Annotated in this window: 18 protein-coding genes; 1 reads left to right on the top strand and 17 read right to left on the bottom strand. The window is 61.2% G+C overall.

Translation table 11 applies throughout. The features are described 5' to 3' along the window. Positions 1-2,232: a 1,4-alpha-glucan branching protein GlgB gene (gene glgB, locus QOM10_RS16005; RefSeq protein WP_316916479.1), complete on the top strand. Its 2,232-nt coding sequence runs from the start codon at positions 1-3 to the stop codon at positions 2,230-2,232. A gap of 124 nt (positions 2,233-2,356) precedes the next feature. Here glgB and QOM10_RS16000 read toward each other — a convergent pair whose 3' ends face one another. The 17 genes from QOM10_RS16000 to QOM10_RS15920 all read right to left on the bottom strand — a co-directional run bounded on the left by QOM10_RS16000 (position 2,357) and on the right by QOM10_RS15920 (position 23,294). After that, entirely contained in the window at positions 2,357-3,424 is a 1,068-nt protein-coding gene (locus QOM10_RS16000; protein WP_316916478.1) for an autotransporter outer membrane beta-barrel domain-containing protein, read from the bottom strand. 389 nt (positions 3,425-3,813) lie between these two features. Then, entirely contained in the window at positions 3,814-4,596 is a 783-nt protein-coding gene (locus QOM10_RS15995; protein WP_123375378.1) for an endonuclease/exonuclease/phosphatase family protein, read from the bottom strand. A 198-nt stretch (positions 4,597-4,794) separates the two neighbouring features. Continuing rightward, positions 4,795-5,553, bottom strand: coding sequence for a PIG-L deacetylase family protein (locus QOM10_RS15990; protein ID WP_127927984.1), 759 nt, complete (start codon positions 5,551-5,553; stop codon positions 4,795-4,797). A 156-nt stretch (positions 5,554-5,709) separates the two neighbouring features. Further along, on the bottom strand, positions 5,710-6,396 hold the full coding sequence (locus QOM10_RS15985; protein ID WP_127927982.1) for a glycosyltransferase: 687 nt from the start codon (positions 6,394-6,396) through the stop codon (positions 5,710-5,712). Continuing rightward, the gene (locus tag QOM10_RS15980; RefSeq protein WP_316916477.1) at positions 6,393-6,992 is read right to left on the bottom strand and encodes an SAM-dependent methyltransferase; all 600 of its coding nucleotides are present in this window, start codon (positions 6,990-6,992) and stop codon (positions 6,393-6,395) included. The genes QOM10_RS15985 and QOM10_RS15980 overlap by 4 nt, the downstream gene beginning before the upstream one ends. Further along, complete coding sequence (locus QOM10_RS15975; protein ID WP_316916476.1) at positions 6,989-7,747, bottom strand: PIG-L family deacetylase; 759 nt, start codon at positions 7,745-7,747, stop codon at positions 6,989-6,991. Before QOM10_RS15975 ends, QOM10_RS15980 begins: the two co-directional genes overlap by 4 nt. Beyond that, positions 7,744-8,742 carry an acyl-CoA dehydrogenase family protein gene (locus tag QOM10_RS15970; protein ID WP_316916475.1) on the bottom strand — a complete coding sequence of 333 codons (999 nt, stop codon included), beginning with the start codon at positions 8,740-8,742 and terminating at the stop codon, positions 7,744-7,746. The genes QOM10_RS15975 and QOM10_RS15970 overlap by 4 nt, the downstream gene beginning before the upstream one ends. 1 nt (position 8,743) lies before the next feature. After that, the gene (gene glgX / locus QOM10_RS15965; RefSeq protein WP_127927974.1) at positions 8,744-10,903 is read right to left on the bottom strand and encodes a glycogen debranching protein GlgX; all 2,160 of its coding nucleotides are present in this window, start codon (positions 10,901-10,903) and stop codon (positions 8,744-8,746) included. A 224-nt stretch (positions 10,904-11,127) separates the two neighbouring features. After that, a complete protein-coding gene (locus QOM10_RS15960) occupies positions 11,128-11,442 on the bottom strand; it encodes a DUF2934 domain-containing protein (protein ID WP_127927970.1) in 315 nt (104 codons plus the stop codon). A gap of 27 nt (positions 11,443-11,469) precedes the next feature. Then, positions 11,470-14,238: a malto-oligosyltrehalose synthase gene (locus QOM10_RS15955; protein WP_316916474.1), complete on the bottom strand. Its 2,769-nt coding sequence runs from the start codon at positions 14,236-14,238 to the stop codon at positions 11,470-11,472. Beyond that, a complete protein-coding gene (gene malQ, locus QOM10_RS15950) occupies positions 14,235-16,313 on the bottom strand; it encodes a 4-alpha-glucanotransferase (protein ID WP_150752280.1) in 2,079 nt (692 codons plus the stop codon). Before malQ ends, QOM10_RS15955 begins: the two co-directional genes overlap by 4 nt. After that, entirely contained in the window at positions 16,310-18,112 is a 1,803-nt protein-coding gene (treZ, locus tag QOM10_RS15945) for a malto-oligosyltrehalose trehalohydrolase (protein ID WP_127927964.1), read from the bottom strand. Before treZ ends, malQ begins: the two co-directional genes overlap by 4 nt. A gap of 18 nt (positions 18,113-18,130) precedes the next feature. After that, the gene (gene glgA, locus QOM10_RS15940) at positions 18,131-19,717 is read right to left on the bottom strand and encodes a glycogen synthase GlgA (protein ID WP_127927962.1); all 1,587 of its coding nucleotides are present in this window, start codon (positions 19,715-19,717) and stop codon (positions 18,131-18,133) included. A 592-nt stretch (positions 19,718-20,309) separates the two neighbouring features. Continuing rightward, entirely contained in the window at positions 20,310-21,263 is a 954-nt protein-coding gene (locus QOM10_RS15935; RefSeq protein WP_316916473.1) for a D-2-hydroxyacid dehydrogenase family protein, read from the bottom strand. A 13-nt stretch (positions 21,264-21,276) separates the two neighbouring features. After that, on the bottom strand, positions 21,277-22,326 hold the full coding sequence (locus QOM10_RS15930; RefSeq protein WP_127927958.1) for an alpha/beta fold hydrolase: 1,050 nt from the start codon (positions 22,324-22,326) through the stop codon (positions 21,277-21,279). Positions 22,327-22,413: 87 nt separating this feature from the next. Further along, positions 22,414-22,848, bottom strand: a complete 435-nt coding sequence (locus QOM10_RS15925; RefSeq protein ID WP_316918385.1) for a YqaA family protein — start codon at positions 22,846-22,848, stop codon at positions 22,414-22,416. After that, positions 22,848-23,294, bottom strand: a complete 447-nt coding sequence (locus QOM10_RS15920) for a DUF411 domain-containing protein (protein WP_038368994.1) — start codon at positions 23,292-23,294, stop codon at positions 22,848-22,850. The genes QOM10_RS15925 and QOM10_RS15920 overlap by 1 nt, the downstream gene beginning before the upstream one ends. Positions 23,295-23,577: the final 283 nt, after the last annotated feature.

Genomic DNA, 23,577 nt, shown 5'->3' with positions numbered 1-23,577 from the left:
ATGAGTTTCTCGAACAAGGAACAGGGTCAGGTCAAAGAAGCACTGCTGCCCTCGGCGAAAGATATCGACGCCTTGGTCCGCGCTGAACATCACGATCCTTTTTCCATTCTTGGCCCGCACGGCGATGGCGCTGGCGGGCAGTTCATTCGCGCCTATCTACCGGGTGCGTTGAGTGTCGTGGTGCTGGACAAGGACAGCGGCGAAGAACGCGGTCCACTGGAGCAGACCGAAACGCCGGGGCTGTTTGTCGGTCATTTCGATCAGGCGCGGCCGTATCAGTTGCGCACGCGCTGGGCCGGCGGCGAGCAAGTCGCCGAAGACCCGTATAGCTTCGGTCAACTGCTCGGTGAAATGGATTTGTATCTGTTCGCCGAGGGCAATCACCGCGACCTCAGTGCGTGCCTCGGCGCCCAGCTGAAAACCGTGGATGGTGTCGACGGCGTGCGTTTCGCCGTGTGGGCGCCGAATGCCCGACGCGTGTCAGTGGTCGGTGATTTCAACGTCTGGGACGGGCGTCGCCATCCAATGCGCCTGCGTCACCCGTCGGGGGTCTGGGAGTTGTTCATCCCGCGCCTGCAAGCGGGGGAGTTGTACAAATACGAGATTCTCGGCGCTCACGGGATTCTGCCGCTCAAGGCCGACCCGATGGCGCTGGCTACCAGCCTGCCGCCGGATACCGCGTCGAAAGTCGCTGAGCCGCTGCAAATCGACTGGCAAGATCAGGACTGGATGAGCAGCCGACGCGACCGTCACAAGCATTCGGCGCCGCTGTCGATCTACGAACTGCACGCAGGTTCTTGGCAATGCGAGCTGGATGATCTCGGTGAAGTGGCGCGTCAGTACACCTGGCCGGAACTTGCTGAAAGGTTGATCCCGTACGTCAAGGAACTGGGTTTCACCCACATCGAACTGATGCCGATCATGGAGCACCCGTTCGGTGGTTCATGGGGTTATCAGTTGCTGTCGCAATTCGCCCCGAGTGCGAGGTACGGTTCGCCGGCGCAGTTCGCTGAATTTGTCGACGCCTGCCACCGGGCCGAGATTGGCGTGATTCTCGATTGGGTACCGGCGCATTTCCCGACCGATACCCACGGTCTGGCGCAATTCGATGGCACCGCGCTGTATGAATACGGTAACCCGCTAGAGGGTTTTCATCAGGACTGGGACACGCTGATCTACAACCTCGGGCGCACCGAGGTGCACGGCTACATGCTGGCCTCCGGACTGCACTGGTTGAAGCATTTCCATGTCGACGGTCTGCGCGTCGATGCGGTGGCGTCGATGCTTTATCGCGACTATTCGCGCAAGGCCGGCGAATGGGTGCCCAATCGTCATGGCGGCCGGGAAAATCTCGAAGCCATCGACTTTCTGCGGCACTTGAACGATGTGGTTGAACTGGAAGCGCCGGGTGCGCTGGTGATCGCCGAAGAGTCCACCGCGTGGCCGGGTGTCAGCCAAAGTACGCAGCAGGGCGGCTTGGGGTTTGCCTATAAATGGAACATGGGCTGGATGCACGATTCGCTGCATTACATCCAGCAGGACCCGGTGTACCGCGCGCATCATCACAACGAGTTGAGTTTTGGCCTGGTCTACGCTTGGTCCGAGCGGTTCATCCTGCCGATTTCCCACGACGAAGTGGTGCACGGCAAGCATTCGCTGATCGACAAGATGCCTGGTGATCGCTGGCAGAAATTCGCCAACCTGCGCGCCTATCTGAGTTTCATGTGGACCCATCCGGGCAAGAAACTGTTGTTCATGGGCTGCGAGTTTGGCCAGTGGCGCGAGTGGAATCACGATCAGCAGCTGGACTGGTATCTGCTGCAGTACTCCGAGCACAAAGGCGTGCAGAAACTGGTTGGCGATCTCAATCGGCTCTATCGCGAGGAGCCGGCGCTGCACGATCAGGACGACGCGCCGCAGGGTTTCCAGTGGCTGATCGGCGACGATGCGATCAACAGCGTTTATGCCTGGCTGCGCTGGAGCAAGGAGGGCACGCCGGTGCTGGTGGTGGCCAACTTCACACCGGTGCCGCGTCAGGCGTACCGCGTCGGTGTGCCGTTTGCCGGGCGCTGGACTGAATTGCTCAACAGCGATGCCGACACCTATGCCGGTTCCAATTACGGCAATGGCGGCGGGGCGTTTACCGAGGAAGTGCCGAGCCATGGCCAGTCGTTGTCGCTGGAACTGAATCTGCCGCCGTTGGCGGTGTTGATCCTCAAACCGGAGGGTTGATCCGAGACCGCGACGCTGCCTTCGCGAGCAGGCTCGCTCCCACAGGGTAAATACATTCCAAATGTGGGAGCGAGCCTGCTCGCGAAGGCGCCAGTTCAGACACCTTCAAAATCCGGCTCAGCGCTCACCAACGCATCCGCACCCCAAGGCTGCCAATGATCCCGTTCAAATCATTGTCATCGACATCACTGCTGTAATCGGCACTGACATACAGACTCACCGCCGGTGTCACCCGCGCCACCAGGCCTAATCCCAGTTCGACGGTCGAGGACTTGCGGCTGCTGCTGATCTTGTCGACCTGATCCAGGGTCACGGTATTGCCGGTGTAAACGGTGTGCCAGAGGTTGGTGCGCACATAGGGTTCGACTGGCAGACCATTCAAATCGTAACTGCCTTTCAAGCGTGCGCCGACGCGGCCGCTCCACGCTGTCAGATCGGAGGAAGAGGCATTGCCCGAACCGGCGTAGGGCGTGTCGAGGGTGATGCGTTGATTGATCAATTGCGCCTGCGGTTCCACCACCCAGTTTTCACTCAAGCCAATCGGGAAGCCGCCTTCGACCGAGAAGGTCATGGCACTGCCTTCGGTGGCTTGGCGCGCGCCTTGGCCGTTGCGACTGAAGCCGCTGACCCGGCCGCCACTGGCGGATAAATCCACGTGCCAGCCCTGGGCGCCGATCAGGCTGTAATAGGCGCCAAGGCTTTGGCCTTGCAGATTGAGGGTGTCACTGTTCGGGTCTGCCAGGGCGCGGCTGGTAAGCAGGCCGTTGCCGTTGGCCTGAATCTGATTGACGCCGCCGATCAGGCCGATTTTCTGGGTATGGCTAGCACTTTGCAGAGTCAGCACGGCTGGCCCTTTGAAGTCGCCGCTGCCGGGTGTCGCGTAACCTGACGACAGCACGTCGGTCTGTGCCTGCCGGGCGCTTCTGCCGTACAACTCATCCCAGGCTGACGGAGCGAGGTCTTCGGTGATCAGGCGCGTGCCTTGCAGATCGGAGCGTGGACTGAAGCGTTGCGGGCCGGGCGTAATGACGGTGGCGGGCAAGGTCATGACCGGCACGTCCGCGCGATACCACGGGGTCGTTTCATCCGCCGCAGAACCGGCCTGCGCCTCCATGGATGAGCACAGCAAGATTGAACTCGACACTGTGCAGAAAGTGATTTTGATCTCGCGTGGGCTTATTGAAGTTTTCATGGAGGTCTACCTTGCAGGCGCATGCATTCTCTCTGTGTGGCGTCTCTCCTACCCCGAACGAGGGGCGACCGAATGGAGCGGGGCGAACTCTGACCGCTCGATTTCGCGAGTGTCCGAAGGCTCGTCCCGGGTAGTGATTCCGGGGGTAGTAAGGTAGAGATAAGAAGAGTCGCGCGTGCCCGTCAAGAAATTGAACGATGAGCGGTAGTGGCAAAACGGGCTTTGCAAGCGTTTGTTTTTCTGCACATAACTAAGTGGTTGTTTGTATGGAAAAACGCAGCCTAAGCCCCGACACAGAGGCATTCAGTTACCGACAGATGGTCTGTCGGTAACTTTCAACCAACGAACGAGCTGCCTCATTGCGTCCTGCATTGCTGTCACTATTGCGGCTACAGGTGCACTTCGACGGCCAGCGGCAGATGATCGGACAGATGCGTCCACGGCTTGTTACCGAGGATCTGTGGGTCATGACTGCTGGCATTGCGCAGGTAGATCCGGTCCAGTCGCAGTAATGGAAAACGCGCCGGGTAAGTCTTGGCCGGGCGCCCGTGGTGACGCTCGAAGGCTTCGTGCAGATAGTCGCGACGGGCGAGGGCGACATTGCCCTGCAGCTGCCAGTCATTGAAATCGCCGGCGATGATCACCGGCGCATCATCAGGCAGGGATTCGAGCAACTGACAAAGCAGTTGCAGCTGCAATTGCCGATGGCTTTCCAGCAGACTCAGGTGCACACAGATCGCGTGGACCTCGGCGTGCCCCGGCACATCGAGCACGCAGTGCAGCAGGCCACGGCGTTCAGGGCCGGTGATCGACACATCGAGGTTGCGGTACTCACGGATCGGGTATTTCGACAGCAGTGCATTGCCGTGGTGGCCGTCGGGGTAGACGGCGTTGCGCCCATAGGCGAAATCGCTCCACATGCTGTCGGCGAGAAACTCGTATTGCGAGGTTTGCGGCCATTCGTTGTAACGACTCGAATGCCGCTCGTGTTCACCCACCACTTCCTGCAGAAACACCAGATCGGCCGAAGTGCTGCGCACCGCTTCACGCAGTTCCGGCAGGATGAAGCGCCGGTTGAGCGCGGTGAAGCCCTTGTGGGTGTTGACCGTCAGCACCCTGAGACGATGGATGACGGGCGCGTCGACAACATGACGCTTGGGATCGCTGGACACGTTCACTCCTCTGGATTGCGGGCCGCTTACTCATGCGACTGATGGGGAGGTGCGGCAGTTCCTTCTGATCAATCCACAAAACCTTGTAGGAGTGAGCCTGCTCGCGATAGCGGTGGATCAATCAACATTTGCGTCAATGACACACCGCTATCGCGAGCAGGCTCACTCCTACAAAGAGCTCGGCAGTGTCGTAGAGATTCAGACAAACACGATTTCGTAGGGCAGGCGCATTCTTTCGAGAATCACCGGCGGCAGCATCGGCGCAATGCCGATCGCCGGTTCACCGTTGAGCTGGCTGGCGTAGGCGTGGGTGGCGTGGCTTTTGCGCGCGACGGTCCAGGTGTCGAGGCGCAGTTTGCGCGCGCGTTCCCAAGGGATCAGTTGCTGGTCGCGTTCAGGCCAGTGCCAGGCCCACACCGGTACATCATGAAAGGTCGCGCCGGCCTGTTCAGCCGCTTGCGCACTGGCCCGGCCCACGGCTTCATGGTCGTCGTTGCCATCGCCGCGCCAGGTGCTGAACACCACGTCGCCGGGGCGCAGGTAGCGGCTGATGAATTCGGTTACTTGCGCCTGTTGTTCGCACAGGGCGTTGTCAGTGAAGCCACCGCGCACCCATTTCAGGCTGTGCATCGGCAGGCCGAGGCGGCGCAGGGCTTCGACGCTTTCCTGTGGGCGGAATACGCTAAGGCGCTTTTCCGACCATTGCCGCGAACCCGGATGGCTGGCGCTGCCGTCGGTGATCGAGAGCAATTGCAACGGATGACCGAGGCTGGAGAGCAATTGCAGCAGACCGCCGCAGGTGACCACTTCATCACCCGGATGCGGCGCGATGACCACGGCGCGGGCACCGTCGGGCACCAGACTGCGGGTATTGATGACGGGGATGTTGTCCAGTTGCGCGGCGCTGTTCCAGATTTGCGCCGACGAACTGCTGTCGCTGAGGGTTAACGGTTTCATGATATGACGTCCTTGTGTTGACTCGCCCTCAGTCGTGCGCGTGACAGTGATTGCCCGACGCTACCGACCCGTGAAGGCTGGTTGATTGCCCTGCGACGCTCCGAACCCTGGATTGCCGCGCAGCAGAGTATTGCTCATGAAGAGAAGTTCGTCGCGTCACAGATCAATCTGATCCGCTTTTTTTTGCTCCATCTGTGCCAGATTTCGCAGATAGTCACCGAAGCCTCCGCGCGCACGGCTGTCGAAGCGCGCGCTGGTCAGCACTTGCGGGCGATGGCTCCAGGCGATGTTGGCGCCGTCGAGTTCCAGTTCCCGCACCAACTGCACATCTTCGTCGCACGCCAGCGGTTTAAAGCCTCCGGCCCAGCGATAGGCATCGGCGCTGATGCCCAGATTGGCACCGTGGATATGCCGATGGCCATCGCAGGCCCGGTAATGCCGGTGGTAGCGGATTTGCGCCGCGGCATCGAATGACTCGTGCCAGTGCTCGACGGTGACGGTACCGCAGACTGCGTCTGCACCCAACCCCAGTTGTGCCACCAGCCAGTCATCGGCGACGCGGCTGTCGGCGTCCGAGCAGGAGATCCAGCGCGCGCCGCGCTCCAGCAACAGCTGTGCGCCAGCCGCGCGGGCCTGACCGACATTGCGCGCGTCGATGTGCAGGCTCAGCACCGGATAGCCGCTGACAATCTGCGCCGAGCGATCGGTGCAACTGTCGAGCACCACCAGCACTTCGACGCGCTCGCCGGCCAGCAAGCCATGCCGGCTGGCGCGCATGGCCGCGCTGAGGCATTCGTCGAGCAGGTCTTCTTCGTTGTGTGCCGGGATCAGAATGCCGATCATCGCAAACCCTCCAGTGCCGCCACCGAGCGCGGTTCACGGCTCCACACCTCAAGAATGAAGTCCGCTTCCTGATGCAAAACCAGCCGTGGCAGATGCAGTTTTTCGTGGATCAGGTCGTGAACCTGCCGGGCATTCAGCGGGCAGCCGTCGATGGGCGGACGCCAGTGACAAGCGAGGAACTGGCCGCCGGCAGTCAGACAATCACTGGCCCGACGGATCACTTCTGTCAGATCTTCGCCGTCGAGGTAGTAGCCGATCTCGCTAAATACAATCAGGTCGAATTTTTCCTCCGGCCAGTCGCCGGGAAGACGGTTTTGCCGCACTTCGGCGTGTTCGAACAGACTCAAACGCGTGCGCGCCAGGGTCACTGCGGCACTGGCAGTGTCGCAGCACAGCAAGCGATCGCAACGGGCGGCGAGTTCGGCGCTCAACTCGCCGTTGGCGCAGCCCGGTTCGAAGATCGCCCGATAGTGCGGACGCGGCAGGGCGGCGAGGGTGATCGCGCGTTTGCGCTGCTCGTACCAGCGTTCGCGGAACGCCCACGGGTCGTCGTTTCCGGCAAACAGGCCGTCGAAATAGCGATCCTCGACACTCATAGAAACACCACTTCGAAGGGCTGTAAGAGGCGATCGAGCACATACGGCGCGAGCACCGGGCCAAGTCCTGCGTCAGGATCGCCTTCCAGTTGACTGGCGAAGGCGTACACCGCGTGGCGCTTGCGTGCGACTTGCGCTGGCGTCAGGAGAATCTTGCGCGCCCGTTGCCACGGTACGAAGGCGTCTTCCGGGGTTGCCCAGTGCCACGTCCACACCGGCAATTCATGGCAGCTCGCACCGACCCGGCGCGCGGCTTCGGCACTGGCGCGGCCGACGGCTTCGTGGTCGCAATGGCCGTCCTCGCTCCACGTGGTGAACAGCACGTCGTCGGGACGCAGGTGACGCTCGATGAAATCGACCAGTTCGGCTTCCTGCGCCGCGACCTGAGTGTCGGTGAAGCCGCCGCGCAGCCACTTCACGCGATGCATCGGCAGACCGAGTCGGCGCAGCGCTTCGGCAGATTCCTGTGGGCGCACCACGCTCAGTCGCTCCACCGGCCAGCGACTGGAACCAGGGTGACTGGCGCTGCCGTCGGTCACCGAAATCAATTGCAAAGGCCGGCCAGCAGCCGCGAGCAATTGCAGCAAGCCACCACAGCCGAGCACTTCGTCGTCCGGGTGCGGCGCGACAATGACTGCCCGTGCGCCCGGTGGCACCAGACTGAGGATGTCGATGCTGTCCAGCTCCGCCAGATGCCGCGAAGCCTGCCATTGATGCAAGCTCGTGCCCTGACCGACAATCGGATTGGTTTTCATAGCGCCCATGCCTCCGCGGATTGCCCGGCAACCATTTGACCGAGCGCCGCCAGATCACGTTCGGCATGACTCTGACGCAAGAACACCGGCAGGTCGGCGCTGAGCCGGGCAAAGTGGCGATCCTTGCAAAACGGCCCGGCGCCGAGGGCGCGGCCGACCTCACGCATTACCTGTTCGGTTGACTGCTCGACCACCGCACGGGCCCGACGGGCGAGCAATTCGGCGTTGTCCTCGGGGTGTGCATCGATGTGCAGGGCGCTGAAACGCAGCACATCGGCGGCCGCCTGCAAGGCGCTGTCAACCGCGCCGAGATGTGCGAGGGCGTGCGGTTCCGGGCGTTGCCCACAATGGTTGCGCAACGCTTCGGCGATTTGCCGCGCGGCGCCGTACCAGCATGCAGCAATGCCGATCCCGCCCTGCCAGAAACCCGCACGTTGCAGATAGTCGCCGGGGTTGCCGATGGCCTGTGCTTCGGCGCCGTCGAACAGCACTTCAACGCTGCCGGTGGCGCCCATGCCCACGGCTTGCCAGCCTTGCTCGGTGATGGTCACGCCCGGTTGGTCGAGGGCGACGGCCACCAGTTGTTGCTGATCATCGGCATCCCACGCGGTGAGCAAGGCATGGCTGAGCACGGCGGCGCCGGAGCACCACGCCTTGCGTCCGTGCAGCGCGACCATGTGCCCGGCCGGACTGACCTTGACCCGCGCTTGCGGCGGTTCCGCTGCCCACATGCCCCAAGTGCTGCCCGGTGTCGGCGTACCGCCCAATTGCTCGATGATCGCCAGTGCGTCGGTGTGGCCTTCGAACAGTTTGCACAAGCCCAGATCATGTCCGCCGACCTCCGCCAAACACTGAAAACGCTCCAGCGTGTGGCCACTGCCCGGTAGCGGCAGGCGATCCAGCCCGGCCTCGACCAGCGCCCGCAGGCAATTGCCGAGGGCTGCGGTGTGCGGATAATCCGCTGGACGTCGGGTCAGATAACTGTGCAGATCCATATCAATCTTCTTCATCACGTTGCAGTTCGAACAGCAGCAGCGAGCGCCCGGTGACCGAGTATTGGTGACCGAACTCGAAACGTTCCTGACCGCGAATCGACGGCTGATTGGTGTCGACCATGCATGTCCAGAATCCACCGTCGGGTACTTCCGGCAGGGTGAAGTTGACGATGTCGTGGTGCGCGTTGACCACCAGCAACAGCGTCGCATCCGCGCCTTTGCGGCGAATCCCGGTTTCCTGGGCGCGACCATCGAGCAGCATGCCCAGGCAACGGTTGTGCGCGTCGTGCCAGTGTTCGGTGGTCATCTCGGTAGCGTCCGGCGCCAGCCAGGTGACGTCCTTGACGCCGATGTCCTCGTTGTACTCGCCGACCAGAAAACGCCCGCGACGGAGGATCGGATAGGTCAGGCGCAACTTGATCAGGCGCTTGACGAATTTCAGCAGCGCCTTGCCGTCCTCGCTGAGGTCCCAATTGACCCAACCGATCTCGCTGTCCTGGCAATAGGCGTTGTTGTTGCCGTCCTGAGTGCGGGCAAACTCGTCGCCGGCGACGATCATCGGTGTGCCTTGGGCGAGCAGCAGGGTGGCGAAGAAGTTGCGCATCTGCCGATGACGCAGGGCGTTGATTTCCGGATCGTCGGTCGGGCCTTCGACGCCGTGGTTCCACGACAGGTTGTTGTTGCTGCCGTCCTGATTGTTCTCGTCGTTGGCTTCGTTGTGCTTGTCGTTGTACGAGACCAGATCGTTGAGGGTAAAACCGTCGTGGGCGGTGATGAAGTTCACCGACGAATACGGCCGCCGCCCACGCTGATTGAACATCTCACCGGAGGCGGTCATGCGGCTGGCGAAATCGGCGACCTGACCGTCGTCGCCTTTCCAGAAGGCGCGCACGGTGTCGCGGAACTTGTCGTTCCACTCGACCCAGCCCGGTGGGAAGTTACCCACCTGATAGCCGCCGGGGCCGCAGTCCCACGGCTCGGCGATCATTTTCACCTGACGCAGCACCGGGTCCTGGCGGCAGGCGACGAGGAAGCTGTGACGTTCATCGAAGCCATCGTGATAGCGGCCGAGAATGGTTGCCAAGTCGAAACGGAAACCGTCGACATGCATCTCACTGGCCCAGTAACGCAACGAGTCGGTGACCATTTGCAGCACGCACGGGTGGCTCAGGTCCAGCGTGTTGCCGGTGCCGGAATCGTTGATGTAGAAGCGCTTGTCGTCGGGCATCAAGCGGTAGTAGGAGGCGTTGTCGATGCCGCGCATCGACAGGGTCGGGCCTTGTTCGTTGCCCTCGGCGGTGTGGTTGTAGACCACGTCGAGGATCACTTCGAGGTTGGCTTCGTGCAGGTGCGCGACCATCTCCTTGAACTCGGCGATCTTGCCGCTGGCCAGATAACGCGGGTCCGGGGCGAAGAAGGCGATGCTGTTGTAGCCCCAGTAATTGGTCATGCCTTTGTGCAGCAGATGCTGGTCGTTGACGAAGGCGTGGATCGGCAGCAGCTCGACCGTCGACACGCCGAGCTTGCGGATGTGTTCAAGCACATCGTCGACCATCAACCCGGCGAAGGTGCCGCGCACGTTCTCCGGTACAGAAGGGTGGCGCATGCTGATGCCGCGCACGTGGGTTTCATAAATGATGGTCTTGTCCCACGGCACGCTGACGCGGTGGTCATTGCCCCAGGTGTGCGCCGGGTCGATGACCTTGCACTTGGGCACAAACGGTGCGCTGTCGCGTTCATCGAAACTGAGGTCGGCGTCGGGATGGCCGATGGTGTAGCCGAACAGCGCTTCCGACCATTTCAGTTCGCCAACCAGTTGCTTGGCGTAGGGATCGATAAGCAATTTGTTGTGGTTGAAGCGGTGACCGTTGGCCGGGTCGTAAGGGCCGTAGACACGGTAGCCGTAGATCAGCCCCGGATGCGCATCGGGCAGGTAGCCGTGGTAGATCTCGTCGGTGTATTCCGGCAGTTCGATGCGCTCCAGTTCGACTTCGCCGGCGTCGTCGAAGATGCACAGTTCGACTTTGGTGGCGTTGGCGGAAAACAGCGCGAAGTTGACCCCCAACCCATCCCAGGTCGCACCGAGCGGGAAGGGCAGGCCTTCACGGATTCTCGACGGCTCGGCGTGCGCGGTGGGCTCGGCTTTTTTTGGACGGGTCATGATTGCTCCTGCAAAACGGGTAATTTCTGGGCTTACACATCCCCCTGTAGGAGTGAGCCTGCTCGCGATAGCGGTCTATCAGGCGACATCAATGTTGAATGTCAGATAGCTATCGCGAGCAGGCTCACTCCTACAGGGGATTGGTGGGTTTCTTGAGGACGAACGCGCCCTCGGTGGCGAGCGAACCCGCCACACATTCATTCAGTTCAATAATCCGGTTAGCGTCAGATCGCCGAAGGCTTTCGCGGCGCTCGGGGCTTTTTCTCAGCGGCTTTTTCGCCCGGGGGAATCACTTTGGCGGCGCTGGCCGGTTTGGCCTTGGCCGCCGGTTTCGGTTTGGCGGCCGGCGCTTTGACCTCGGCAGTCTTGCCCGCGGTTTTGCTGCCAGCGGCTTTCGGTGGCTTCTTCGGCGCCAGCGCTTCTGCTTCAGCCAGTTTGCGCGCCATCTCCCAATGGCGTGCTTCCTGACCGTCGGGCTGACCTTCCGATTCCCAGATTTGATAGGCGAATTCGCGAATGCGTTTATCGTCGGTACTCATCGCAATGCTCCTGAACTGAACTCGTGCTTACGTTAAGTGTTGGATAAAGAGATTGACCGGGACATCCCCCAGCGCGTCGCTGATATTCAGCTCCCTGTTTTTTGTGACTGCTGTGCTTGAAAAAAGTCCCTTCAGGTTTGTCTCAGAGGCGGCGAACGGTAAAACCACCCGCGTATCGCCCCAGCGCAGCGCATCGACCTGAGGTACAGCACCGTTTTCCAGCAAGTTTGCGCAACGGATCGGCACGATCACGATGGCCTGCTTGCCCTCGTGCTCACGGGCAAACGCGAGCACGTTGTGCGCCTGACTGCCGAGCACTTCCAGGGGCTGGTAGCTGCCCCGGCGGAACAACTCGGCATGCTCGACACGCAGGTTCAGCACTTGGGCGATCAAGCCTTGCTTGATGCGTCCGTCACGCCAGTTCGCCAGCAACTCCACAGGTGGTAATGGCTCCTGCAAGGCGTGTTCACGAGCGGCGTAATCCACCGGCCGGCGGTTGTCCGGATCGACCAGACTGAAGTCCCAGAACTCGTTGCCCTGATACAGATCCGGCACCCCCGGCACGGTCATGCGCAGCAAGGTTTGCGCCAAACCATTAAGCGCCCCGGCAGCGGCGATGCTGTTGACGGTCTTGCTCAGCGCGGCGCGCAGCAGTTCGCCTTCCTCTCCGGTGAGGAGTTTTTCGGTGAACGCCTGCGCGGCGTTTTCATAGGCTTCGTTCGGTGCGCTCCAACTGCTTTGCAGCTTGGCCTCACGCAGGGCTTTCTGCTGCCATTGCCAGATACGTTTGGCGTAGTCGGCTGCTCCTGCCTGATCGTCATCGCGCAATTGCAACGGCCAACTGCCGAGCAACGCTTGATAGAGGATCAGCTCATCGCCGGTCGAAGGCATCTGATCGTCAACCCGAACAGGACGGGCGAGGGCGCGCCACAATTCGATCTGCTCCGCATACCAATGACTGCGCTCGCTGAGCACGGCCAGACGCGCGCGGGTGTCTTCACCGCGTTTGTGATCGTGGGTGGCGGTGGCCAGCAAGTTGTCGGGAAACTCATTCAGCCGTTGCTGATTGACCGCGTGAAAGTCGCTGACCGGGGCACTGAACTGCTCGGTGTTGTAGCCGACATCATTGCGCGACAGCAGCACCGCCGAGCGATACAGCGCGGTGTCTTCCACGGCTTTGGCCGCCGCCGGTGAAGTCAGTTGCTGAAAGCGTACGCAGGCGTGTTTGAGGATTTTGCGTGAACGCCCGCGCGGTTTGTGCCGCCATGGCGTGCCACCGAGCCACGCAGCGACACAGTCGAGTACCGGCCAATCGGCTTCGCTGAGGGTTTGCCGCGCACCGTCCATGGCCTGCTGGAAAAATCTTTCGTCCTGTTCGGAGCGACCCATCGCGCTGATGTAGGTGCGGTATACCGGGAAATGCACGATCAACGCCTGCAACACCCGGCGGATCGCGCCGAGTGTCAGGTCGCGAGTCATCAGGTCATCGCGGGCGACTTGCAGCAGCGCTTGGGCGACGCTTTCGCAATCGCTGGCCAACGAACCGTTGAGGATCTGCTGGCGCGCCAGTTGTGCTTCTTCGATGAAAGCAGCCGGGCGTTCGGTGCGGCGTTGCCAGAGGTCACCGAGTACGTGTTCGCCATCGGGATCGTGCTGCAGCAGCGACAGCTGATTCATGAATTCATAACCGGTGGTGCCGTCCACCGCCCAGTCGCGGTGCAGGGTTTCGCCGGCGCCGAGGATCTTCTCGACGTAGATCGGCAAGTGCCTGCCGGGTGCCAGCAGATCGACACGCCGGCGCAGTTTGCGGCAATAGCCACGCGGGTCGGCGAGGCCGTCGATGTGGTCGATGCGCAAGCCGTCGACCAGCCCTTCAGCGATCAACTGAAAGATCTTGCCGTGGGTGGCCTCGAACACTGCCGGACGTTCAACGCGCAATCCACCGAGTTCGTTGATGTCGAAAAAGCGCCGCCAGTTGATGTCATCCGCTGCGGTGCGCCAACTGGCCAGGCGATAGCTCTGACGCTCCAGCAACTGATGCAGTTTGTGGAAGCCTTCTTCGCTGGTTGAGTCGTAATGCTTCAGGTTGTTGTCAATGGCTGCAGCGATTGACGGATCCGTCGCCAGTTGCCGCAACTCTTCTTTCAGCGGCATCGCCAGCGAGTGGGCATCGGTCTGATAACTGAGGGTGCTGAAGCGATCGGCCAGCGGTTTCAGCACGTCTGCGGATTTGAGCAACTCACCGTAGTCATTCGGGCAGATCGGGAAGTGATGGTCGTAGTGCTCGACGTAAAAGCTGCCAGTGTGTGGGTTGAACAGCAGTTTCAGAGTGCCGTCCTGCAGCGCGACGCCGTAATCGCTGCCAAGAAACGGCAGCAACAATTGGCCTTCCATCAACGGGTCGGGCGAGTGCCACTGAATATCGAAGAACTCACCGTAAGGGCTCAGCCGCCCCCACTCCAGCAGATCGAGCCACCACGGGTTGTCGCTGCCACCGACGGCCATGTGGTTGGAGACGATATCGAGGATCAGCCCCATGTTGTGTTCGCGCAGGGTGCTGACCAAACGCCGAAGCGCCGGCTCGCCGCCAAGCTCCGGGTTGACTTGGGTCGGATCGACCACGTCATAGCCGTGCATGGAACCGGCCCGCGCCGCGAGTAGCGGCGAGGCATAAATGTGGCTGATGCCGAGCCGGGCAAAGTACGGCACCAACGGCACCGCTTGTTCGAGGCTGAAACCTTTATGAAATTGCAGCCGCAGGGTCGCCCGCAGGGGCTGGATAAGCGTTTGATTCATTGGTCACGCTCGGCAGCCTGGAGACGCGCACAGGCCAGCAACTCCAGACGTCGCGCCGCATCGGCGCCGTCGAGCAGCGCCTCACTGGTGCCGGGCAAGCGCCGCGACCAGTTTGGATGGGTGTCGATGGTGCCCGGCAGATTCGCCTGTTCATTGATGCCCAGCGCATCTTCCAGCGGCAACAGCACCAATGGCGCGCGGGTGTGGCCGAGGAAGCGCACAGCGGCATCGACCACTTGATCGGCCTCGTGGGATTCCTCGCGAAAGTTTTGCGGGTCCTGGCTCAAGGCGCTGCGCAAACCTTCGCGCTCGCGCTGACGATGATGCCGCCATTCGATTTCACCGTTGGCGTCGACAAAACCCAATCGAGCATTCCAGTCGATATCGCGGCCATGCCACCAGCCGTTGAGCGTTGGCAGATCATGGGTACTGGTCGTTGCCAGCGCGTTGTCCGGCCAGTCGAGAATCGGTTTGAAATGGGTGTTGTCCTGCTCGAACAGCAGCACGCGCATGCCGAGCATGGAGCGGGCGATGAGTTTCTCGCGCAGGCCATCAGGCACGGTGCCGAGGTCTTCGCCGAGGACGATAGCCTGGTGGCGATGCGACTCAAGGGACAGCAACCGCAGCAAGTCATCGACCGGGTAATACAGATACGCGCCATCGGCAGGTATCGAGCCGTTGGGAATCACCCACAGCCGTTGCAGGCCCATGACATGGTCAATACGCAAGCCGCCAGCATGGGCGAAGTTTGCCCGCAGCATGTCAATGAACGCACGGAAACCATTGCGGATCAGGCCTTCCGGCGAGAACGCGGAAATCCCCCAGCCTTGCCCGGAGCGATTGAGAATGTCCGGCGGCGCACCGACGGTCAGCGAGGCGAGCAATTCATCCTGAAAGCTCCAGGCTTGACTGCCAGCACCGTCGGCGCCCACCGCCAGATCGGCGATCAGGCCGATGCCCATGCCGGCGCTGCGTGCGGCGGTTTGCGCGCGTTCCAGACAACGGTGGATCAGCCATTGGCAAAAAGCGAAGTAGCCGATGCGCTCGGCGTATTCCTCGGCAAACGCTTCCAGCGCGGCACCGCGCGGGTCGTGCCAGTGTTCCGGCCATTGCCGCCAGTCGAGGTTTTCGCCACGGGCGGCGCGCATTTCCTGAATTGCTTCGAAACGGCAGTGGTTTTCCAGTGCTTCACCGCCGGCATGGCGGAAACTGGCGAAGTCCGGGTGCAGCGGGTGGTCACCAGCGATGAAGCCTTCGTACAAGGCTTGCAGGAGTTTTTGCTTGGCGTCGGCGGCGCTCGGCCAGTCGATCAGTTTCAGGTCTTCGAGTTGCGCGAACTGTTCAGTCAGACCTGCCGCGTCGATCGCATCACGCAAGGCGCGTTCACCGAGAATCGCGCCCGGTGCGGCATACAGAGAATTGAGGAACAGCCGACTGGAGGGCGAATAAGGGCTGTAGCGTCCAGTGTCGGCGCTGAACATCGCGTGCAACGGGCTGATCGCCACGGCATCGGCGCCGCGCTCACCGGCCACACGGACCAGGTCTTCCAGTGCTTGAGTGTCGCCGAAGCCGCCGTCACCTGCGCGGCGCAAGGCATACAGTTGCGCACTCAGGCCCCAGACGCGGGGAATCGGATTACCCACCGCATCGCCGACGCTGAAGCAGCGCTCCGGGGCCACGGCCAGGGTGAAATACTGATCGCTGATGTGTACTTGTTGATAGCCGACCGGGATCAGCCCCGGCAACACCGCTTCGCTGTCCAGTTTGAGGTTCAGGCGTGAACCGTCTTCAAGGTGAATTTCACACGGGGTTTCAGGCGCAAAGTAACGCCCCAGATCAAGGCCGACCCCGACATCGCTGGTCAGCAGCGGCGGCAGATGGCGGTCTTGTTGTACGGCTTGCAGTTCCAGCAGGCTGGCGTCGATTTCCTGCGCCGTGCTGGCAGGGTGACCGAGGCCGATAAGCACATTGCGCAGCACCGCCGGAGCGACTTTTTGCGGGCGGCCGTTGGCGTCGATCCAGTCGACGGCAAGGCCGGCGCGGCTTGCGAGAATTTCCAGTTGCGCATCGCTCATAGGCGCTCTCCATCCAGAGGTTGCAAAGGGGTTGCGGCCGTGAGGCTGACAAGCGCGCAATACGCGGGCAGTACGCCCGATTCCGATAGATCGACGGTGGGTGGCTGCTGAAACAACCACACGGCCTCGGTCTGTGGAGGGTTGACCACTGGCGTGTCGCTGAGGTTCAGGTCAATTCGCAGCTCACTGCCATTGCCCAGGCGCCAGCGTGCACTGACCGCGCCATAACCGAGCATATGGGCGCCGAGCGCTTGCGTGCCGGACAGATGGGGAATGATGTATTGATGGCGAAATTGCAGAAGCTTCTGGTACAGCGCGAGGCTTTCCTGCTGTTTTGCACTGCCATGGCCAATCAACCTTGGCTGCGAGGTGTGGAAGGTTTTTTCGGCATTCGGGTCGGGAATCCGTTCACGCTTGTGCGGATCCGTGAAGGCACTGAACGCGGCAAATTCGTTGCGCCGGCCTTCGCGTACCAACTCCGCCAGTTCGCCGTGGTGACTGGTGAAAAACAGGAACGGCTGCTCGGCGGCGAATTCATCGCCCATGAACATCAGCGGAATCATCGGTGACAGCAGCAATAGCACCGTCGCTGCCTGCACGGCGCGCGGATCGGCCAGATGATGCAGGCGCTCGCCGAACGCGCGGTTGCCGATCTGATCGTGGTTTTGCAGAAACAGCACGAACGCGGTCGACGGCAGGTGTTCGCTGGGCTCGCCGCGTGGTTCGCCATGGCGGGTGATGTGGCCCTGGAACACAAAACCCTGACTCAGGCAGCGCACCAATTGTTCGGTGGGTTGCGCGGCGTAGTCGGCGTAATAGGCGTCGGTTTCGCCGGTGAGCAGGACGTGCAGGGCGTTATGGCCGTCGTCGTTCCACTGCGCGTCGTAGTCGTATTCGAGCAGGCTCGACTGGTTGAGTTCGTTTTCCACGGTCAGCCAGACATGCCGGCTCGGGTCGATCTGCGCGCGGATGCGCTGGGCCATTACCGTGAGGAAGTCCGGGTCTTCGATGGCATGCACGGCGTCGAGGCGCAGTCCGTCGAAGCGATACTCGAGCAACCACATCAACGCGTTTTCGATGAAAAATTCGCGCACTTCGTCGCGACGGAAATCGATCGCCGCGCCCCACGGCGTGTGTTTGTCCTCGCGGAAAAAGCCTTTGGCGTAACGATGCAGGTAATTGCCGTCAGGGCCGAAGTGGTTGTAGACCACATCAAGAATGACGGCCAAGCCATGACCGTGGGCGCTGTCGATCAGGTGCTTGAGTTGTTCCGGCGTGCCGTAGGAGGCTTGCGGGGCGTAGGGCAAAACACCGTCGTAGCCCCAATTGCGGTCGCCGGGGAACTGCGCCAGCGGCATCAGCTCGATGGCGGTGATGCCCAGACCCGCGAGGCGCGCCAGATGTTGTTCGACTTCAGCGAACCCCCCGAGCGCACCGACGTGCAGCTCGTAGATCACCGCTTCGCTCCACGGCCGACCGTGCCAGGCAGTGTGTCGCCATTGATAAGCCAGCGGATCGACCACCACGCTGTGGTGCTCGAGGTCGCCATCCTGCGCTCTGGAAGCCGGGTCGGGCACCTCCAGTTCGCCGTCGATGTTGTAGCGGTAACGCGTGCCCGCCGGACAGCGGGTCTTGATCACAAACCAGCCGTCTGCCTGAGGCAGCATTGGCAGGGACTGGCCGTTTTCAAGTTCGACACTGACGTAAAAAGCATCCGGTGCCCACAGCGCGAACTGTGTGTGTTCGGCGTCCAGCATGATCGCGCCGTGGGGCCAGGTTTCAGTAGACCGTAACGGCATCGTGGTGAACCTCCCTGGTTATTTGTGGTGAGCTTTACCCAGCGCCTTGGCCACCAGTTGTTCGTAGAGTTCGGCGTACGGTTCAACCGCTTTGCACCAGTTGAACGGTGCAGCCATCGCCCGGCAACGCATGGCATTGAGCAGTTCGGGAAAAGCGAAGACCTTGAACGCGCGACTGAGGGCTTCCTGATAGCTTTCGGCGGTGGATTCATCGAAGAGGAAACCGGTGACGCCGTTTTCAATGGTGTCGGCCAGCCCGCCAGTGTTGCGCGCTACCGGCAGCGAGCCGAAACGCTGGGCGTACATCTGGCTCAAACCGCAAGGCTCGTAACGCGAGGGCATCAGCAGGAAATCGCTGCCGGCGAACATGCGGCGGGCGTCGGTTTCATTGAAGCCAATGCGCACGCCAATTTGCCCGGGAAAGCGCAGCGCCAGTTCACGCATGGCTTGTTCCTCTTCCGGTTCGCCACGACCGATGATGGCGATCTGGCCGCCGTTTTTAACGATGTACTCGGATACCGCTATCGTCAGGTCCAGACCTTTTTGATAAACCAGTCGCGACACCACGGCGAACAACGGGCCTGCTGAGTCATTCAATTCAAACAGCTCACGCACATGCGCGGCGTTGACCGCTTTGCCTTCCCAGTCACCCATGGCGAACGGTGCGAACAGGTGCGGATCGGTGGCGGCGTCCCAGCTCTCGTCGATGCCGTTGGGGATACCGCTGAGCAAGCCTTGCTGGGTCTTGGCGGCGAGAAACCCGTCGAGGCCGCAGCCGAAATCCGGGGTGGTGATTTCCTGCGCATAAGTTGCGCTGACCGTGGTGATGTGACTCGAATAGGCCATGCCGGCCTTGAGGAACGACATCTTGCCGTAGAACTCCATGCCTTCCTGCTGCAGGGCATGGTTGGGAATCCCCAGTTCAGGGCAGGAACCGAGGCTGGTCACGCCTTGGTAGGCGAGGTTGTGAATGGTGAACAGGGTCGGCGTGCGCTGCCCGCGCCAGTGCATATAAGCCGGGGCGAGACCGGCCGGCCAGTCATGGGCGTGCACCAGATCCGGGCACCAGTGAATTTGTGCGAGGTTGGCGGCGATGTCGGCAGCGGCCAGGCCGAGGCGGGCGAAACGAATGTGATTGTCCGGCCAGTCGCGACCGTTGTTGGCGCCGTAGGGCGAGCCTTCGCGCTCGTAGAGTTCAGGGCAGATCAACACGTAGATGACCAGACCGTCCGGCATGTCCATGCGCCCGATCTTGCACGGTGGCAATGCGGCGTGGCCGCCGAGTTCGCCGATGATGTGGATCGGATTCTCGCTGTGCATCACTTGCGGATAACCGGGGATCAGCACGCGAACATCGTGCAGATGGGCCATCGCGCGGGGCAGGGCAGCGGAGACGTCGCCCAGACCACCGGTTTTCACCAGGTCGGCGATTTCCGACGTCACGAACAACACTTTTTTCTTGTTGGGGTTCTGGCTCGCTACCGGAGTCAGCGTTTTGGTGCCGGGGACGTTGATCTGTCGGCTGCCGGGAACACTGACGGTGCTCGATTCACCAACCGCCTGCTGAGCACGCTCTCCCTGAATATCCAATGCCGCACTGATCATATGAATCTCCCGTATCGTTGATCTGATTCTTGTCTTGAACAAGCGATGTCCATGGCCAAATCCTGTGGCCGGGCGCAAACGCGCCACGCATCGGTGAGCAAACGCTACCCAACACGCGCAAGCAGAATGGGTGAACGGGCCGTTGCAAGGATTGCACCAGTCGCTTTGGCCCTGCCTTTCAGATGACCCGCCGCTTTGCGCAAAAGTTTCGAGTTTTTTTCCGCAATGTGACCGACAGGTCGTACCCCGAAAAAACCAGTCTAGGCCAGATCCTAGAGCGGGCCAGAGCAAATGGGTAAATTGTTCGACAATCGGTTGGCGGTCGGTGCAAACCGTACTTTGGTGGGGCAAACGCACCGACGAAGTGCAGGTTTTTCTGCGAGGGAGGGCCAAAACGGTGACTGGGTGGTCACGATTTTGTGCTAGCGAGGAGGGCGGTTGCACTGTTGTGGTGCGGGCAGTTTGCTGATGGGGTGACTGTTATGACGCTATCGCGAGCAGGCTCACTCCTACAGTTGAAATGCGTTCCCCTGTAGGAGTGAGCCTGCTCGCGATAGCAATAGTGACTTCACCCTCTATTTGCAGAGAAGGGTCAGTTCAACAGGCGAACCGGATCCCCAGCCGCCCAAGCCTGAACATCCTCGATCATCTGCGAAAAGAACTGCTCATAGTTCTGCCGACTGACATACCCGACATGCGGCGTCGCCAACACATTGTCGAGTGTGCGAAACGGGTGCATGGCCGGCAGCGGTTCCTGCTCGAATACGTCCAGTGCGGCCCCGGCGATCTGCTGTTTCTGCAAGGCCTTGATCAGCGCGGCTTCATCGACAATCGGCCCGCGCGCGGTGTTGACCAGCAGGGCCGTCGGTTTCATCCAGCCCAGCGCCTGCGAATCGACCAGCCCGCGACTGCGCTCGCTGAGCACCAGATGCACCGACAGTACGTCAGCCTGCTCGAACAGTGCCTGCTTGTTCACGTACGTCACGCCCACCTGTTCAGCCCGTTCTGCCGTGAGGTTTTCGCTCCAGGCAATCACTCGCATTCCAAACACCTGACCGAACTGGGCGACGCGCTGGCCAATGCTGCCCAGGCCGAGAATCCCGAGGGTCTTGCCATGCAGGTCGCCGCCCAGACCCTGTTGCCAATGGCCTGCGCGCAGGGAGTTGGCCTCATTCACCAGATTACGCGTCGCTGCCATGATCAGCGCCCAGGTCAACTCCGGCGCGGCATGCTTGTAGCTGTCGGTGCCGCAGACCTTGATGCCCAGTTTTGCCGCTGCTTGCATGTCCAGCGCCGCGTTGCGCATGCCGCCGGTGACCAGCAACTTGAGATTGGGCAAGCGCTTGAGCAGGTCTTCATCGAAACGCGTGCGTTCGCGCATCACGCAAATCACCTGGTAGCGGCCCAGGCGCTCGGCCAATGTGGCGTTGTCGGCCGGGTAATCATGTTCGAACGTCACTTCACCGAGGCTATCGAGGACTGACCAGTCGACCACGTCGCGGGCCACGTCCTGCCAGTCATCGATTACTGCAATCTGCACCGCCATCAGCCTTACCTCATCAACGAACGGGATTGGATGTATTCAGCCAGTCGAGCAGGGCCTTGTGGAACTGCGCCGGCTCTTCCATTTGTGGCGCGTGACCCATGCCGGGAAATTCCACCAGCGTCGACTGCGGGATCAGCTTGGCCACTTGTTTGCCGAGCACCTCATAGTGACCGATTTTCGCTTTCACCTCAGGCGGCGCGAGGTCCTTGCCGATGGCGGTGGTGTCGGAGGTGCCGATCAGCAGCAGGGTCGGCATCTTCAGGTCCTTGAATTCGTAGTACACCGGCTGGGTGAAAATCATGTCGTAGATCAGCGCCGAGTTCCACGCCACTTGCGTCTTGCCCGGGCCTTTGCTCAGGCCGGCGAGCATGTCTACCCAACGGTCGAATTCCGGTTTCCAGCGGCCGTCGTAATAGGTGGTGCGTTCATAGTCGCGAATGCCTTGGGCACTGACTTTCAGTTCGCGCTGATACCACTGATCCACGGTGCGATAGGGCACGCCGAGGGCTTTCCAGTCTTCCAGGCCGATCGGGTTGACCAGCGCCAGTTGCTCGACCTGTTCCGGGAACAACAAGGCATAGCGGGTGGCGAGCATGCCACCGGTGGAATGACCGAGCAGCGTGGCTTTCTGAATGCCCAGCGCTTTGAGCAATTGTTGGGTGTTGGTCGCCAGTTGCTGGAAGCTGTATTGATAATTGTCGGGTTTGCTCGAGGTGCAGAAGCCGATCTGATCCGGCGCGATCACCCGGTAACCGGACTCGCTCAAGGCCTTGATCGAACTGTCCCAGGTGGCTGCGCAAAAATTCTTGCCGTGCATCAGCACCACGGTGCGGCCATTGGCCTTGCCATGAGCGGCGACGTCCATGTAACCCATTTGCAGGGATTTGCCCTGAGACTGAAACGCAAAGTGTTTAAGCGTGTAAGGGTATTCGAAGCCTTGCAGTTCGGGACCGTAGGCCGGGCCTTCAGGCGTTGCTTCGGCTGGCGCGGCAGCCTGCGCAGACAAGGGCAGGGCGGCGCAGAGGAACAGGGAGGGGAGCCAACGGGAAAACGTGACAGACATAAGGTCAAACTCCGTTTGAAATCGGCCGATGCTGGAACGGCTGGATTATGGCGACGTTAAACACAGGCAATCCCTGCGCCTGATCGTTCAACCGAGCCAGCCCAGGGTCAGCATGGCCAGCACGCCATAGCGTGCACCTTTGGCCAGGGTGACGATCAACAGAAACCGCCCGAGCGGCTCGCGCATGACACCGGCAATCAGCGTCAGTGGATCGCCGATGATTGGCAGCCAACTGAGCAGCAACGACCAATGCCCGTAGCGCTCATAGTGTTTGCGCGCCTTGGTCATGTGCGCGGGGCTGACCGGAAACCAGCGCCGATCCTGAAAACGCTCGATGCCACGGCCCAGCCACCAGTTGACCAGCGAGCCGAGTACGTTGCCCAGCGTCGCGACGGCCAGCAATCCCCACAGCCAGTAGCGATCACTGGCGATCAGCCCGACCAGCAATGCCTCGGACTGCAACGGCAACAAGGTCGCTGCACCGAACGCGGCAAGGAACAGCCCGAAGTAAGCCGCGCCGATCAATGGGCCGGGTAGTCCGCCACCACTACATCAGCGCCATCCTTCTTCAGGCCGATGACCTGATAAGCATCGCTCATGCCGTCCATTTCCATGCCCGGCGAACCCATCGGCATGCCCGGTGCGGCGACGCCGAGCAGGTCGTCACGCTTGCTCAGGGCCAGCACTTGTTCTGCCGGCACATGGCCCTCGACGAATTTGCCGTTGATGATTGCGGTGTGGCACGAGGCCAGACGCGGCGGAACGCCATGTTGTTGCTTGAAGCTGCTCATGTCGCTTTCAACGTGATCGTCGACTTTGAAACCGTTGGCTTCGAGGTGGCTGATCCATTTTTTGCAGCAGCCGCAGTTGGCATCGCGGTGCACTTCGATCGGGATCAGATCAGCGGCCTGGGCCAGGGAGGAAATGAACAGGGCGCTCAGGGCGACCAGACGCAGGTGGGTTCGCATAGCGGATCCTCGGCTCGGGTGACGGTCAAAAAGAACGCATTTTGAACGGTTTTTTCCGCCAGGCATCAACGCAATGTTTCCAGTTGTTGCAAGGCAGGCTGGCAGGATGATCGTAGATCAAGGCTGACAGGTTGCTGAGCGCGAGATGACAAAGTTGTCAGGTGGCCACATCTGGCGATGGTGTGAACGCCGTCGAACCCTGTGGGAGCGAGCCTGCTCGCGAAGGCAGTGTGTCAGGCACTGGATGCAGTGACTGAAAGGACGCTTTCGCGAACAGGCTCGC

This window comes from Pseudomonas sp. P108 (assembly GCF_032613195.1).
Lineage (GTDB): Bacteria > Pseudomonadota > Gammaproteobacteria > Pseudomonadales > Pseudomonadaceae > Aquipseudomonas.
This window is presented reverse-complemented; position numbering and strand designations above follow the sequence as displayed.